17 protein-coding genes are annotated in these 14,755 nt (G+C 40.8%); 13 read left to right on the top strand and 4 right to left on the bottom strand.

Features of this window, described 5'->3' with window-relative positions; all coding sequences use genetic code 11:
• Positions 1-11: 11 nt before the first annotated feature.
• Positions 12-785 (bottom strand): hypothetical protein, encoded by a 774-nt coding sequence (locus tag PS3_RS10410; protein WP_040467872.1) that lies wholly within the window; start codon positions 783-785, stop codon positions 12-14.
• 248 nt (positions 786-1,033) lie between these two features.
• Here PS3_RS10410 and ulaG point away from each other — a divergent pair, with 248 nt between their 5' ends.
• The 10 genes from ulaG to PS3_RS01475 all read left to right on the top strand — a co-directional run bounded on the left by ulaG (position 1,034) and on the right by PS3_RS01475 (position 9,901).
• Positions 1,034-2,107: an L-ascorbate 6-phosphate lactonase gene (gene ulaG, locus PS3_RS01520; protein WP_007121801.1), complete on the top strand. Its 1,074-nt coding sequence runs from the start codon at positions 1,034-1,036 to the stop codon at positions 2,105-2,107.
• Positions 2,108-2,197: 90 nt separating this feature from the next.
• Positions 2,198-2,656, top strand: a complete 459-nt coding sequence (locus PS3_RS01515; protein ID WP_040467871.1) for a PTS sugar transporter subunit IIA — start codon at positions 2,198-2,200, stop codon at positions 2,654-2,656.
• A 12-nt stretch (positions 2,657-2,668) separates the two neighbouring features.
• Positions 2,669-4,183, top strand: a complete 1,515-nt coding sequence (locus PS3_RS01510; RefSeq protein ID WP_007121800.1) for a PTS ascorbate transporter subunit IIC — start codon at positions 2,669-2,671, stop codon at positions 4,181-4,183.
• 64 nt (positions 4,184-4,247) lie between these two features.
• On the top strand, positions 4,248-4,547 hold the full coding sequence (locus PS3_RS01505; protein WP_040467870.1) for a PTS sugar transporter subunit IIB: 300 nt from the start codon (positions 4,248-4,250) through the stop codon (positions 4,545-4,547).
• Between the two features lie 24 nt (positions 4,548-4,571).
• Complete coding sequence (locus PS3_RS01500; protein WP_007121799.1) at positions 4,572-5,210, top strand: 3-keto-L-gulonate-6-phosphate decarboxylase UlaD; 639 nt, start codon at positions 4,572-4,574, stop codon at positions 5,208-5,210.
• A gap of 82 nt (positions 5,211-5,292) precedes the next feature.
• Positions 5,293-5,937 carry an HAD family hydrolase gene (locus PS3_RS01495; RefSeq protein WP_040467869.1) on the top strand — a complete coding sequence of 215 codons (645 nt, stop codon included), beginning with the start codon at positions 5,293-5,295 and terminating at the stop codon, positions 5,935-5,937.
• A gap of 119 nt (positions 5,938-6,056) precedes the next feature.
• Positions 6,057-7,781, top strand: coding sequence for a phosphoenolpyruvate--protein phosphotransferase (gene ptsP / locus PS3_RS01490; protein ID WP_007121798.1), 1,725 nt, complete (start codon positions 6,057-6,059; stop codon positions 7,779-7,781).
• Between the two features lie 98 nt (positions 7,782-7,879).
• Entirely contained in the window at positions 7,880-8,800 is a 921-nt protein-coding gene (gene rbsK / locus PS3_RS01485) for a ribokinase (RefSeq protein WP_007121797.1), read from the top strand.
• A gap of 43 nt (positions 8,801-8,843) precedes the next feature.
• A complete protein-coding gene (locus PS3_RS01480; RefSeq protein ID WP_050950787.1) occupies positions 8,844-9,311 on the top strand; it encodes a helix-turn-helix domain-containing protein in 468 nt (155 codons plus the stop codon).
• 2 nt (positions 9,312-9,313) lie between these two features.
• A complete protein-coding gene (locus tag PS3_RS01475; protein WP_040467868.1) occupies positions 9,314-9,901 on the top strand; it encodes a Fic/DOC family protein in 588 nt (195 codons plus the stop codon).
• A 263-nt stretch (positions 9,902-10,164) separates the two neighbouring features.
• On the opposite strand, the gene PS3_RS01470 is transcribed toward PS3_RS01475, so the two are convergent.
• A complete protein-coding gene (locus tag PS3_RS01470; protein WP_040467867.1) occupies positions 10,165-10,671 on the bottom strand; it encodes a universal stress protein in 507 nt (168 codons plus the stop codon).
• 141 nt (positions 10,672-10,812) lie between these two features.
• On the opposite strand from PS3_RS01470, the gene PS3_RS01465 reads away from it, so the two are divergent.
• Positions 10,813-11,208, top strand: a complete 396-nt coding sequence (locus PS3_RS01465; protein WP_040467866.1) for a hypothetical protein — start codon at positions 10,813-10,815, stop codon at positions 11,206-11,208.
• Positions 11,208-11,675 carry a hypothetical protein gene (locus PS3_RS01460; protein ID WP_007121795.1) on the top strand — a complete coding sequence of 156 codons (468 nt, stop codon included), beginning with the start codon at positions 11,208-11,210 and terminating at the stop codon, positions 11,673-11,675. The genes PS3_RS01465 and PS3_RS01460 overlap by 1 nt, the downstream gene beginning before the upstream one ends.
• A 222-nt stretch (positions 11,676-11,897) precedes the next feature.
• Here PS3_RS01460 and PS3_RS01455 read toward each other — a convergent pair whose 3' ends face one another.
• Together PS3_RS01455 and PS3_RS01450 are read right to left on the bottom strand one after the other, a co-directional pair.
• Positions 11,898-12,755, bottom strand: a complete 858-nt coding sequence (locus PS3_RS01455; protein WP_007121794.1) for a hypothetical protein — start codon at positions 12,753-12,755, stop codon at positions 11,898-11,900.
• Positions 12,756-12,768: 13 nt separating this feature from the next.
• A complete protein-coding gene (locus PS3_RS01450; protein ID WP_007121793.1) occupies positions 12,769-13,179 on the bottom strand; it encodes a helix-turn-helix domain-containing protein in 411 nt (136 codons plus the stop codon).
• Positions 13,180-13,393: 214 nt separating this feature from the next.
• Between PS3_RS01450 and PS3_RS01445 the strand changes: the two genes are divergently transcribed.
• The gene (locus PS3_RS01445) at positions 13,394-14,743 is read left to right on the top strand and encodes an MFS transporter (protein WP_007121792.1); all 1,350 of its coding nucleotides are present in this window, start codon (positions 13,394-13,396) and stop codon (positions 14,741-14,743) included.
• Positions 14,744-14,755: the final 12 nt, after the last annotated feature.

Below are 14,755 nucleotides of genomic sequence, written 5' to 3'. Positions count from 1 at the left end.
ATGCCCCAATTTCATTTTTTTACAATGGCTAGTTTATTACCATTCATCCTTGCTTTTTGTAAATAAGTCCCGATTTCGTTTGTTTTACCACTTTCGCGATAGGTGTCAGCGATTAAAACATTCAAATATGTCTGTTCACGAGCATTTAGTTTGGAAGTATCAACGTGATTCAAATAAGAAAGTGCTTTAGAATATCGACTTTTAATGTAGCAATTAAGACCATCAATCTCGTCCCATGAGAAAAGGGGAGAATATTTCTTTTGATTGGTATTTCTAATTTTATTTAAACCAGTCATGGCCGATTCACCAAGCGACGGATTATCTAATAGCCAAGCTAACTGTAATTCTGTATGAAACTTAATGAAAATATTATCTATCGATGCTCGGAAGAATTTATCATTATCAATTAAGTATTGACGACATTCATCGTATTTCCCTTCATCCATCAATAGAAGGACATTGAAGATAGTTAGTGATCCTTTAAAACCGTTGAAAAGGTCACGTTTTCTAAGAAGTTCTGATGAATGACGTGCCTTAATAGGGTCGCAATCGTTAATTAGAATGCCGACCGTCTTGTGATAGAGTTGCTTAAGGTATTCGTAATATAAGCACGTTCCTAAAATAATGATTAAAATTAACGAATAAAGAATCTTAGTACTAATGTGAGACGCTTGGATAATCAGGTACAGTACATATGCGAAGAATGCCAGATAAATTAGGATATTAAAAACAACTTTCCATCCGTAATATCCTTTAATGAATAAAGATTTAATTGATGTATTCAAGATAAATTACCTCCATTAACGAGCTTATTTTAACATAAAAATCACGTATATAGAATTAAATAACGTTAAAAAGGTAATGTAAAGGCTTTTATTTTTGTTAAAAGAAATCAATGATTATAAAGTAACGTAAAACATACATTTTTATCATATAAAACAGTTGAAAACGGTTTCTGTGGGTTCAATAATAATAAGTGTAAAAAGTAACAAACGGCAGAGATGTTGTTGAATTATTAAGGAGGAATATTCAAATGGCTTCACCTAAGAATATTAATGATGTTACTAAAGAAGTTTGGACTGCTAACGTTTTCCCAGAATGGGGAACTTACCTCAATGAAACGATTGCTAATAAGCAAGTTCCTGAAGGTAGTTTCGCTATGTGGTGGACTGGATGTATGGGATTCTGGTTAAAGACACACGAAAATACAAACATTGTGGTTGACCTTTGGAATGGTACTGGTAAGCATACCCATGGTGATGGTGAAATGCGTAAAGGCCACCAAATGATGCGGATGAATGGTGGACATGAACAACAACCTAATTTGCGTAATCGTCCATATGTCTTAGACCCATTTGCTGTTAAAGATGTTGATGCTTTGTTTGTTACCCATACGCATCATGACCACCTTGATATTTATACGGCAGCATCAATTAACAAGAATTGTCCTAATGCTAAGTTTGTTGGTCCACAGGGTGTGGTTGATGAATGGCTTGAATGGGGTATTCCAAAGGAAAAGACAGTTGTTGTTAAGCCAGGTGATGAATTAGAAATTGGTGCGGTTCATGTTAAAGCTCTTGAAGCTTTCGACCGGACAGAGTTAGTTACAGAAGATGACCCTAACGTTAAGTTAGCGGGAACCTATCCTAAGGACATGAGTAAGATTGCGGTTAACTACCTATTTGAGACTTCTGGTGGTAACTTATATGACGCCGCTGATTCTCACATGTCAAATACCTTTACCAAGCACGGTAATGAAAACAAGATCGACGTTGCGGTTTGTGCTTACGGTGAAAACCCACGTGGTGTTACAGATAAGCTTGATGATTCACAAGTGCTTCGGATGTCTGAAGATCTTAAGACGAAGGTTGTTATTCCAATGCACTGGGATATTTGGAGCAACTTCTTCACTGATCCAAAAGATATCTTCGCTTTATGGGAACGCAAGCGTTACCGTCTTAACTACCAATTCATTCCATATATTCTTCAAGTTGGTGGGGAGTTTAATTACCCACAAGACAAGGATAAGCGTGAATATATGTACGATCGTGGATTCCATGATGCCTTCAAACATGAAAACGACTTACCATTCCCAGAATTACTATAAAAATATTGAAAAAATGATCATTGCGGCTGCGTAGACGTGAGTTTGGTATGCCAAGATGACATCCGTATCTACGCGGTTGGAGGAAAGATTATGCTTCGTTATTTTTTAGAAAATGGTCTGCTTAATATTACCAATCAACAACCAAAAGATTGGGAAGAAGCGTTAAGACTGAGCGGTGAAATTATGAAGGAGAAAGGGCTAGTTACCGATCAGTATATTGACCAAGTGATTTCAGATGTTAAAGAATATGGCCCATATATTGTGATTGTTCCAGGTGTTGCCATGCCACACTCATCAGCTAAAAATGAAGGTGTGCTTGGAACTGGAATTGGTTGTACCATCATTCCAGAGACAGTTTCATTTGAAGAAGGCAACCCAGAGAAGGATGCACGGCTATTCTTCATGCTTGCAGCTAAAGATTCTGAACAACACATGCAAAATATCGCTAATTTGTCTGATATGTTAATGGAAGATGAAATGGTTGAAGATTTGATGGGCGTTAAGAATCTCGATGATTACAAAGCTGTGATGGAAAAGCACAATATGTAGGGGGATAAATAAATGGACGCTGTACTTAATTTTTTAATGGCATGTTGGGAGTATTTTGCTACTAACATCCTTGAACAACCAGCATTCATGATTGGGTTTATTGTTCTATTAGGTTATCTGTTGGAACGTAAGCCATGGTATGAATGTGTTTCAGGCTTTTTGAAAGCCACTGTAGGTTATTTGATCTTAAACGTCGGGTCTGCTGGATTAGTTAATTCCTTCCGTCCGATTCTAGTTGGATTAAGAGATCGGTTTAACTTAAGCGCCATGGTTACCGACCCATATTTTGGTCAAAATGCCGTGACTGCCGGAATTTACAAGACTTTTGGTCGAACTTTTGCCGACACTATGCTATTGCTTTTGTTTGCTTATATTTTTAACATTTTGTTAGTTCGTTTCCAAAAATGGACGAAGTTACGTTCAGTATTTACAACTGGTAACGTTCAAGTTCAACAAGCAGCAACGGCATTCTGGTTATTCTTATTCTGTTTCCCTAAAATGCGGGAAATTCCGATTTTAATCGTCATGAGTATTATTCTTGGGTTATACTGGGCCGTTGGTTCAAACCTAACAGTTGGGATTACTCAAGAATTGACGGATGGGGCTGGATTCGCTATTGCCCACCAACAAATGTTTGGGATCTTCTTCTTCGCTAAACTTGCCGAGATGTGGGGGAAGAGTAACAAGAAGAAAGGTCGCAAGAGTGGTAGGCGACTTGAAGATATTGAATTGCCAGGATTCATGTCAATGTTTAATGACAACATGGTATCTACTTCAATTCTAATGATTGTCTTCTTTGGGATTATTTTGATCGTTCTTGGTAAGCCATATCTAGTTCATGCCAAATTTATGACTGCTGATCAAAGTTTCTTGTTCTACCTATTGACGACTTCGCTTAATTTCGCAGTTTATCTAGCAATTCTTCAACTTGGGGTTCGGACTTTCGTTGCCGAACTTACAGAATCATTCCAAGGTATCTCAGATCGCTGGTTACCAGGTTCTGTTCCTGGTATCGACGTTGCCGCTACGTTAGGATTCGGTGATGCATCTAATGCTGCCACTATCGGATTTATGTTTGGGGCTTTAGGACAATTCGTGATGATTATTCTATTGTTAGTATTCCATTCACCAACAATTGTTATCGCTGGATTTATTCCGATGTTCTTTGATAACGCAGCGATTGCCGTATATGCTAACAACCGTGGTGGTGTTGTTGCGGCTATGCTATTCCCATTCCTTTGTGGTTTGATCCAAATTTCAGGATCTGCTTTAATTGCTACCTGGGTTGGAATGGCACAATACGGTGGTTACATCGGGATGTTCGACTGGGCAACTGTATGGCCATTCTTCACCGTCTTAATGAAGTATATGGGATACATCGGAATCGCTCTAGTAATCATTATTCTTGTCGCAATTCCGCAGCTTCAATATCGTGCCGATCCAAAGGGATACTTCCAAGTTGTTACGGATTACGAAGCATGGAAGGCATCGCATCATGATGAAGCTGAAGGTGCCGCTGAAGATTAATTTTAATCGGTAGTATATAATTTAGGTATAAAGTAAATTGTTTAAATTTTAGGAGGAATTACCAATGAAGATGTTAACAGCCTGTGCCAATGGTTCTGGTACTAGTTTAATGATGATGCGGACTGCAGAAAAGGCTTTGAAGCAATGTGGATTTAAGAATGTTCAATCTTCCCATTGTTCTGTTTCAGAAGCTAAAGGGACTGCTAAAAACTACGACGTTGTATTTACATCAGTTGCTTTTAACAATATGTTTGATGATGCGCGGGCTAACGGAGCCATTGTTTTACCTATTAAGAATCCAATGTCAGTTCCTGAAATTGTAAAGGCAATTGAAGATGCTGATTTAAAGAGTAAGTTTAATTAATATAAACTTAAGGAGAAGTGAAATATGACAAAACCAATGCTTCAAGTAGCTCTGGATACTGAAGATACTGCAACAGCTCTAAATATTGTTCGACAAGTAGGAGATGTTGTTGACGTTGTAGAAGCCGGAACTCTATTGATCTATGAGGAAGGGCTTGATGCTGTTCGGGCACTTCGCGCAGTTGCACCAGATAAGATTATCTTGGCTGATACTAAAACTGCAGATGCTGGTGGTCACGTTGCCGAAGAATGTAAAAAAGCTGGTGCAGATTGGATGACTTGTATCAACGCTGCTACTGTTCCAACAATGGCCAGTGCTCAAAAAGAAATTGAAGTCCAAGTTGAATTATATGAAGGCTGGGACAATGAGGAACGAGCACAAGCTTGGTTAGATAATGGTGTTGACCAAGTGGTTTACCACCAAAGTCGGGATGCCAAGTTTGCTGGTCAAACATGGGGTGAAAAGGATTTAGAGTCAGTTAAGAAGTTGATTAACATGGGATTTAAGGTCTCGGTTACTGGTGGTATGAAACCGGACGTAATTAAGTTGTTTGAAGGTGTTCCAGTATATACATTTATTGCTGGACGTGCTATTCATGGTGCGGATGATCCTCATGCAGCTGCTCTTGAATTCAAGAGTGAGATTGATAAATATTGGGATTAATTTCGCTAATCCAAAATAAATGATTGTGATTTGTTAAAGAAGTGGTTAGTAGAATAGCCACTTCTTTTTTAGGTGGATGTAAATGATAAAAAATTATTTTTTCGATTTTGATCGAACTCTTGCTGATTCAGGAATGGCTTCAGTTCATGCAACTCAAGCGGCTTTTCAAGATTCAAATTTAGATGTTCCTAGCGAAGCGGAAATCTCAAGTTATATGGGGATGCCAGCTCCAGATTCATTTCCCCAAATGGCAAATCGAAACTTATTATCTGACGAAATCAATGAGCTGGTTAGAAAATTTCGACAATTCTATATAGAATACGAAGATCAAGATACGTCTTTATACAACGGGATGCTAGAAACGTTAGCATCATTAAAGGAGAATGGTAAAAATATGTTTGTAGTTTCTGCTAAAGAAACTAAGGCATTAAAACGAAACCTTACCAAACTTGGTATTGATCAGTATTTTAAGGAAGCAGTAGGATTTGATGTAGTTAAGCACCCCAAACCAGCTCCGGATGCTTTATTAATGTTGATTGACCAATATCAATATTCACTTGATGAGTCGGTGATGATTGGTGACGCCAAATATGACATTCAAATGGGGAAGAGTGCTCATATCAAAACTTGTGGAGTAATTTGGGGAGCTCACGATGTCGATGAATTGAAAGCGGAAAAGCCTGATTTCTTAATTAATCAACCGCGAGATTTACTAGAATTAGCTTAGTGAATTAATTACATTACCATTTTCCGAAAAATCAATTGTTTCATCTATGAAAGCGGTTTATAATGTATAAGTGTTATGTTAAACGGTTATCACATAAGATGTGAAGGAGGACAATGTTTATGTCACAAGTTGTAAAAGGAATTGCTGCTAGTGATGGGATTGGGGTTGCCCCAGCCTATCTCTTAGTTGATCCTGATTTGTCATATGACAAGAAGAAGGTTGACGACACCGCGGCGGAATATGCGCGGGTCGAAAAGGCCTTCCAAGACTCAATTAGTCAATTAGAAACCATCAAGGAAAATGCCAAGAGCCGTCTAGGTGATGAAGAATTAGCCGTCTTTGATGCACATATTGCGATCCTTTCCGATCCGGAAATGCTCTCACAAATCAAAGATGATATTGAATCAAACCAAACCAGCGCCGAAGAAGCTGTTGATAAGGTAACGACTAACTTCTCAGATATGTTAGCGGCCATGATTGATAATGCCTACATGCAAGAACGGGCTGCCGACGTTAAGGATGTGGCTAAGCGGGCCATGAGTAACTTAATGGGCAAAGAATTACCTAACATCGCGGGGATTGATCACCCAGTTGTCATTGTGGCGCACGAAATTACCCCATCTGATACTTCTCAAATGGATGCCAAGTATGTCAAAGGGATGGTCACGGATCTTGGTGGCCGGACGAGTCACGCGGCGATTATGTCACGGACTCTACGGATCCCAGCTATTGTCGGTTCACAAGAAATCACTACTACCGCTAAGCAAGGTCAAACCGTGATCGTTGACGGTTTAAATGGGGATGCGATTGTTGACCCAAGTGAAGCCGAAGTGAAGGAATACGAAGATAAGGCCGCCGCCTTTGAAGCAGAACGGGCTGAATGGGCTAAGATGGTCGACGCACCATCCAAGTCTAAAGACGGCAAAGACTTTGAAATTGCGGCTAACATTGGGACCCCTGACGACGTGGAAGATGCTATGGCCCAAGGTGCTGACGGGGTTGGGTTATTCCGGTCAGAATTCTTATACATGAGTAGTGACCACTTCCCATCTGAAGAAGAACAATTCAAGGCCTACAAGGCGGCCGTAGTTGGGATGGATGGTAAACCAGTCGTGGTTCGGACGATGGATATCGGTGGTGACAAGCCATTAGATTACATGCCTCTTCCGGAAGAATTGAATCCATTCTTGGGTTACCGGGCCATCCGGATTTGTTTGGAACAACCAGACATGTTTAAGACCCAATTACGGGCTCTAATTCGGGCTTCAGAATTTGGTCCAATTGAAATCATGTTCCCAATGATTGCGACTGTCGCTGAATTACGGGCGGCTAAGCAAATTTACGAAGAAGCCAAGGCGGAAGTTCAAGCGGATCACCCTGGTTTAGGGGACAACGTTAAGATTGGGATGATGATCGAAGTTCCATTAGCTGCCGTGAACGCTGACGCTCTAGCCAAGGAAGTTGACTTCTTTAGTATCGGGACCAACGATCTGATTCAATACTTCTTTGCAGCCGACCGGGGTAACGATGCGGTTTCTTACCTCTACCAACCATTAAACCCCGCTCTCTTGAGTGTAATCAAGCATGTGATTGATGCAGCCCACCGGCATGATGCCAAGGCAGCCATGTGTGGTGAAATGGCTGGGGATCAACTCGCCTTACCATTGCTGATGGGAATGGGACTTGATGAATACTCGATGAGCGCCACTTCCATCTTACGGACCCGGAGCATGATGTCGAAGTTAGACACGACGGAATGTGCAAAATTAGTTGACGATGCCTTAAACCTTGATACGGCTGAAGAGGTAGAGGCCTTAGTTAAAGAACGTCTTAATTTAAAGTAAATTAACCATCAAGTGCGTGTGGACCAAAAAAACGGTTTCACACGCCTTTTTTTATTGGTAAAATTAAAGATGTAAATAATCGAAAAGAGGATCAGATCATGGCAAATCGAGTGGCGGTATTAGGGAGTTTAAATGTGGACACGACTTACCGCGTTGTCCGTTTTCCGGAACCGGGTGAGACAATTTCGGCCATTAGTCGAAGTTCAGCACCTGGGGGAAAAGGTGCGAATCAAGCGGTCGCAGCCGCCCGATCGGGGGCGAAAACTTATTTTATCGGAAGTGTCGGGAATGACGATGAAGGAAAGCTAATGCGCGAATGTTTAGACGATGAGCGGATCTATACGGCGCATTTAACCACGAATATGGATCATGGAACGGGGACAGCCTTAGTAACTCTTAATGAAGAGGGCCAAAACAATATCATGGTGTATGGTGGAGCCAATCAAGCAATGACCACCAGTGTCTTGGATGGGACTGATCAGGTTTTTGAGGACGTTGATTTTATGATTGCCCAATTTGAAACGCCCCAAGCGGTGACCCTGGAAGCCTTTAAGCGGGCAAAAGCGCATCAAGTGGTGACGATTTTAAATCCTGCGCCGGCCAGTCAATTAATTCCAGAATTAGCCCAATATGTGGATGTGATCGCACCCAACGAAACGGAAGCCGAATTATTGACGGGGGTCAAGTTAACTGATGAAGCTTCGTTGGATCTGATCGCCCAACATTTCCAAGCAATGGGGATCCCAGTAGTGTTAATTACTTTAGGGAAACGCGGAGTTTACTATGCTACCAAGGATCAAGCAGGAATCGTGCCGGCTTTTACGGTTACAGCAGTTGACCCTACTGCGGCTGGTGATACCTTCATTGGGGCTTTAGCTTCCCAACTTTCAACAAGTTTAGATAACCTGGATGAAGCAATTACCTATGCCCAACGAGCTTCCAGTCTAACCGTCCAAAAATATGGCGCCATGCCATCTATTCCAATGGGCTTTGAGGTAGAAGAAGCGTTAAAGAAGTAATGTAAATCCCCCTAGTTCTGAGATAGGAGCTAGGGGGATTTTTATGAAAAACCATATTAAAATATGGTATCATATAAGTGAGGTGATGAAAATGATGAATGTTACATTGAAAAATTTATTAGATGATAATCAAATCACTCAAACTATGATAGCTGAAACAAGTGGAATTAGTTTAGCGACTATTAATCAAACATTAAATAGACCTATTGATTCTTGGTCAATTAAAATATTGGATGCTGTAGCTAAACCGTTGTATATGTCAGCTGGCCAACTATTAGATATTATAAATCCTTCTAAATTCGAATTAGAAACCAATGATGATTTAATGACGATCCAAGGCGTTAAAATCGATAACTACGAGATGTACCAACAAATTAGATTTGCGGTGGAAAATAATGTGATGGAAGGTTGGGAGCCAACTAAGCAAGATATCGAAGATCTATTAAGATTTGCTCATAATCCAGATCCCGAATACATAGCACGATATAAAGAAATATTTGGTGACGAGTAATTATGGATAAATTTAATTATTCGAATGGGACTCTAAGAAATAAACTTGATGTTCGTAATGCTGAGCAACTAAGGATATATGAATATACTGTAGTTTCAAGATACTCTTATTTATATTTAAATCAGCAAAGAATTCCTAAGTCCATTGATGATTTGTGTAAAATCCATTTATTGTTGTTTGGTTCCATTTACGAATGGGCAGGAGAGATACGTGACTACGATTTGGCTAAAGGAGGTTTTCATTTTCTGGAGGTCCATGCTTTATCCAGTGGTATTAATCATATAAATGATGAATTGAAATCCTTACCATTATCAATTCCGATTAACAGAAAAATATATGCAGATTTACTAAACGATCTGAATTTTTTGCACCCATTTAGAGAGGGAAACGGAAGGTCGACTCGTTTATTTTTACAATGTTTGGCAGCAGGTCATGGTCAAGTGTTAACGTACGATAGAAGTCAAAAAGACTTAATTGATGCATTACAACGATCAGATTTATTGGAGATAGAAACTCTAATAAAAATTGAACACGTTGGTGGCAAAGAATTAGCATTCCGAAAATTAATGGAAAAGCGGAATGGTCTATAATCTTGACAATTTAAGGGTTGGTTTGAATTCATTATCGGGTATAAATAAAAGGTCTTTCACGTCCGAGTATATCTGGTTAGGATGACGATTACGCTAGCGTCGGTTTTTGTTTGGCTATGTTCCTTATCGACGAGTCTCTTAATCAGTCGACGAATTCGAAGGTTGGACATGGTTCAAGCCTTAAAAGGAGTTGAATGAGGAAAAGAAAGCAGCTGGTGAAGAATAACGTTTCTTCACCAGCTGCTTCACTATTAATTAATATTCTATAGCCCAACGATTGGTTCATCTGACGAACTCTTGACCTTAAAATCATCCTTATTGATCTTAACGACTAAGACATCCGCATCGGCATTGCGCGTTGCGTACTGGGTAACGGAACCGACGACCATCCGTTCAACCGCTGATAATCCAGTGGCACCCATCACGATTAGATCAATCTGGTGGTCTTCCACGAAATCATGGGCAATCACTTGTTTAGGATTACCAAAACGGACATGGACGCCGACCTTTTCCACGCCAGTGGCTTCCAGTTCTTTTTTAAGATCCTGTAAACGTTCATTGGCTTGATTAATGAGGTTGTAGGTTTGATCTTTATCCAAGGAAATTCCTGAGATAATTCCATCGCTAAATTGAGCTACTTGAACGACATTCAAGAGTTCTAAATTAGCGTGGTGGGCTTTTGCCATGACCGCTGCCTGAGCAACGACGGCTTCGGTAGCTTTGGACCCATCAACCGGTACCAAAATATGATGATATTCTTTAAGTTGCATAATGTTTCCCCTCCACACAGCTTTTCTTTATTATAATTGATTTTATTAAGAAATTCACATAAAAACTTAATTCTTATCGATGAATTGCAGATTGATTGCCAATCAGGTAGAATTGTTGGGAATAATGCAAGGGGAGCAATTATGAAAGAAGAAACACGATTTGCCTTCGTCACCTTGATCAGCTGGCTCATGGCTTGTCTTATTGAAATTTTAATGCAAGTTCAAATTGGAACCTCTCTTTTGAGCGGGGCGATCTGGGGGCGAATCATTTTAATGACGATTTTAGAAGCGGTCATCATTATCGCTAAATACACCCAAACCATGCTCGCTTCTTACGGGACGATTATAGTGATGCTTTATTTTGGGATCCTTTCCTTAGGTGGAATCTTACAAGTGAGTGCACGCTTTTCAGGCTTAGGGATTTTAACACAGCTTATTGGAGTAATCGGCGTGATGACATCTTTAACTGGGATTGTCGATGGCTTTAATCAACGGACCAAAGCACACGAGGCACGATGGAGGAAGAAACACAAATAATGGAAATGACAGTTACCGAATTACTTACACAGTTAGAAACAGAACGCATTCAGGTTGCTTCGCAAGGCTTAACCGCTGATCAACTGACCCAGGAAAACTTACAAGCGGGGCTCGAACATGTTAGCAGTCAGTTAGCTGCTGGCTACTTAGCCCAATTTAGTTGGCAAGTTGAGATGCCAGTAGGAGATCCCGTAAATGTGCGCTTAGAAACAAATCTAATCAATGTGCCCTTAATTGAAGCCCCTCGCCTAGATCCAAAATTATTAGATCAAACAGCGCTGTATGAAGTTAAAGTCTACATGGTTATTGAAGGTGACCAAGTAAATGCTTCAGGACTACGGATTGACGAATTAACGACGGCTGATGAATTAATGCCGGCGGTTGATAATTATGTTGAACCTTTTAAGAACTGGGTAACTGAACACATCGCAACGGCAATTAATAATCGAGAAAGTGTTGATGACTAGTCACCAGCTACAAAGTGTGTTAAATTAAAGTTACGATGAGCCGAGAGGTCGGTAACCAACCCCAATTGGTTACGTTGATTTTTTCGGAAAGGGGACACGAAACCTACCGGATTGTAGGGTGTTCGATTCAAGGGTGATTGTGAACTAGTTCTTGAGTCTGAGATCATATCAATACCTTAAAAACCACCAATTTGATCAGAAATGGTCAAGTTGGTGGTTTTTCTATTGGACCAGATAAATTTGTTCGTCGACGAGGTCGAATGATTGTAAGGCTTGATTTAGGGGTTGGACAGCGTCGGGTTGACTTAATTGCGCCATTTGCCAGAATTGTTGGGAGTTCGTTGCTCCTTGGTATTCACCGATTACTAATAACTTCAACTCGGGGTAAGCTTGCCGGATTAATTGTAAGACCTGCCAATCAGCATCCCCTTTATCAGGAGCCCAAGCCATAATGACGTAGTCAACTTGATCATGAAAATTCTTGATGGCAGCAATGGCCGAATAATTTTGCACCTTAGTCACAGGATGCTTACCGGTTTCATTCTCTTTAACCCAAGATTGGTCGTCAGTCGTGATGATAGTCTGCTGGTGGTTCAGATCGTGAAGCCCTTTAGAGATATAACCGTTTCCCGCCATAATTTCTAGAACGGGGGCTCCCTGTAAGTATTTGCTCAAGGCGCTTATAAATTTAGTGTTAGTGAATGACCACATCCCATAAGTCGCTTCCAAGTAGTCACGGTAATTACGCAATAAACGATCCAGTTTTGGTAAGGCTTCACTATATTCTTCCCATAATCGATCGCCAGTTGGATCACCACTTGGATAATGTTGGTTCAAATAAGTAAAAATCTCATCTTGAATGTCGTCTGGTAATAACATTTTCACGACTGGTTGGGGTAAGAGCTGATCTTGCATCAGCCGATCATTAACGAGAATGAGATTAATTAGATACTTAATCCGTGGGAAATCTTGAAAAAGTTCTCCATATTGTGTCAATTGTTGAATATAAGTTGATTGTCGCGACTGAGGATTTGCTTTGCGGTGTTGTTTTTTTAATTGTTTGAGTTTTTTGGGATTCACAGGTTCCTCCAGACTAGAATTTGAGGTTCAATTCTTCTTGCGTACCGTAGAAAGTTTCGGTTTCACTTCGGTTTTGCCGGCCCTTTAAGTAACCATCAATCAATTGAAAAATTTCGTAACGATCCTCGCTAGTTAAAGTTGTATGGTTAAAGGAGAGATCCTTACTCGAGAAGAATAGCTTTGCCAGATCATGATCGTCACGTTCGGCACGACCGGTTAAATAGTCGAGACTCACGTCAAAAAATTCTGCAAGTTTGCGGACTTCAATATAATTAGGGGTCCGAATCCCTCGTTCCCAATTGCCGATTTGTGACGGAGTATTGGGCCGTTCATCGGGGCCAAGATTGGCATTCAGTACATCACATAGCTCCCGTAAGGTGATTTTTTGCCCGCGGCGTAAGGCCCGTAAACGTTCTGGAAACATACCACCACATCCTTTGTCTCTTTTCTTTATTTTAGCATTAATTGACCGGGGATGTAGCTGGTGAGCTGAGAATTTAAAAGAGATAACTTAGGAAAGTTATGTCGTGATATATTACTTGATAAAAAAGTTATTATCTTTTTGAAAACGGTTGCAAAGCCGGGCTGAACCCCATACAATGAAAATGTAAATTTTTGAAATGGGGAGGTAGAATCAGATGATTCCATTCTTACGGCCGGCACCTGACGCAAGCAAGAAGGTCCCGGCAGAAAAGGTTGTTAGTAGTTATCGATGGCATCAAACGGGGGTTCTGTTGTCATTGTGTATCGGTTATATTGGGTACTATATTATTCGGTTAATTTTCACGACCGAACAAAATGATATTATGAAAGATTATGGCTTCACCACCGCCCAAGTGGGACTTATTTTATCCTGTTTTGGGATTGGCTATGGGATTTCCAAATTATTCATGGGAGCCTTGAGTGACAAGAGTAATACCATTCGTTACCTGGCAACGGGGCTGATTGTTTCCGCCATCTTAAACGTGGGCTTAGGGGCGACCCGGAATTTTTATTTGATGATGATTTTGATGCTGGTCATGTCAATTGCGCAAGGGATGGGAGCCGCTGCTTGTCAACGCACTATCCAACTTTGGTGGGGAAAGCGTTGGCGGGGGACCGTCTACTCGATCTGGTCATCAGCGCACAACGCTGGAGCCTTTTGTTGTGTAGCCGTCGTTCAACTAGCCGTTTTTATGTTCTCAGGATCGATTCAAGCGGTCTTTTATACCGCTTCCGTCGTTTCGGTCATTATTGCCCTCTTTGTCTTGTGGGCCGGTTCAGAACGACCAGCTGCCGTTGGGTTGCCAAGTATTTCTGAATATACTGGGGATGAGGTGGTCCTTGATGGTGGGGAAACTTCATCGGATGATTTGACAGACTTATCCTTATGGCAAATTTTTGTCCAATATATTTTGAAGAACCCGATGGTCTGGGCCATTACTTTAACCTCTATGTCCTTATACCTGGTACGTTATGGGGTTATGTCCTGGATTCCATCTTATTTGGTTCAATCCAAAGGCTTTTCACCTGATTTTGCTAAATGGCTAGTTGGGATTTTTGAACTTGCCGCTGTGCCAGGGGTGATCTTAATGGGGGCGATCTCCGATTTCCTGAAAGATCGTCGGGCCCTAGTTTGTCTTATTTGTGTTTTAGGCCTAGTCGCTTGTTTAACCACTTACTTCTATAGCACTAGTCATGTGCTGATTGTAACGGTTCTCTTTATCATGGGGACTTTAATTTACGCCCCGTTAACTTTAGTTGGATTGATGGTTAACGAAGCCGTGCCGAAGTTTGCGGTTGGGTCGTCGACCGGTTTTATGGGCTTCTTCCAGTACATTTTTGGGGAAACTTTAGCGACGGCTTTAATTGGGATCTTGGTGGCCCAATATGGCTGGGTGGCAAGTAACGCCGTCTTGTATGGTGCTTCGGCCTTGTCCTTATTATTGTTAATCTACATTATGATTCATGAAGCGCGGATGAAGCGGTTAGCTAAGCACGCTGAATAACTAGTGGAGGTT

The sequence above is a fragment of the Limosilactobacillus gastricus PS3 genome, from assembly GCF_000247775.1.
GTDB lineage: Bacteria > Bacillota > Bacilli > Lactobacillales > Lactobacillaceae > Limosilactobacillus > Limosilactobacillus gastricus_A.
This window is presented reverse-complemented; position numbering and strand designations above follow the sequence as displayed.

Excerpts from the sequence above, each read along its gene's own strand:
- PS3_RS01505 (WP_040467870.1), top strand. The coding sequence starts at position 4,248 with ATGAAGATGTTAACAGCCTGTGCCAATGGTTCTGGTACTAGTTTAATG.
- PS3_RS01475 (WP_040467868.1), top strand. The coding sequence starts at position 9,314 with ATGGATAAATTTAATTATTCGAATGGGACTCTAAGAAATAAACTTGAT.
- ptsP (WP_007121798.1), top strand. The coding sequence starts at position 6,057 with ATGTCACAAGTTGTAAAAGGAATTGCTGCTAGTGATGGGATTGGGGTT.
- ulaG (WP_007121801.1), top strand. The coding sequence starts at position 1,034 with ATGGCTTCACCTAAGAATATTAATGATGTTACTAAAGAAGTTTGGACT.
- rbsK (WP_007121797.1), top strand. The coding sequence starts at position 7,880 with ATGGCAAATCGAGTGGCGGTATTAGGGAGTTTAAATGTGGACACGACT.
- PS3_RS01480 (WP_050950787.1), top strand. The coding sequence starts at position 8,844 with ATGAAAAACCATATTAAAATATGGTATCATATAAGTGAGGTGATGAAA.
- PS3_RS01500 (WP_007121799.1), top strand. The coding sequence starts at position 4,572 with ATGACAAAACCAATGCTTCAAGTAGCTCTGGATACTGAAGATACTGCA.
- PS3_RS01460 (WP_007121795.1), top strand. The coding sequence starts at position 11,208 with ATGGAAATGACAGTTACCGAATTACTTACACAGTTAGAAACAGAACGC.
- PS3_RS01495 (WP_040467869.1), top strand. The coding sequence starts at position 5,293 with ATGATAAAAAATTATTTTTTCGATTTTGATCGAACTCTTGCTGATTCA.
- PS3_RS01470 (WP_040467867.1), bottom strand. The coding sequence starts at position 10,671 with ATGCAACTTAAAGAATATCATCATATTTTGGTACCGGTTGATGGGTCC.
- PS3_RS01450 (WP_007121793.1), bottom strand. The coding sequence starts at position 13,179 with ATGTTTCCAGAACGTTTACGGGCCTTACGCCGCGGGCAAAAAATCACC.
- PS3_RS01445 (WP_007121792.1), top strand. The coding sequence starts at position 13,394 with ATGATTCCATTCTTACGGCCGGCACCTGACGCAAGCAAGAAGGTCCCG.
- PS3_RS01510 (WP_007121800.1), top strand. The coding sequence starts at position 2,669 with ATGGACGCTGTACTTAATTTTTTAATGGCATGTTGGGAGTATTTTGCT.
- PS3_RS01465 (WP_040467866.1), top strand. The coding sequence starts at position 10,813 with ATGAAAGAAGAAACACGATTTGCCTTCGTCACCTTGATCAGCTGGCTC.
- PS3_RS01515 (WP_040467871.1), top strand. The coding sequence starts at position 2,198 with ATGCTTCGTTATTTTTTAGAAAATGGTCTGCTTAATATTACCAATCAA.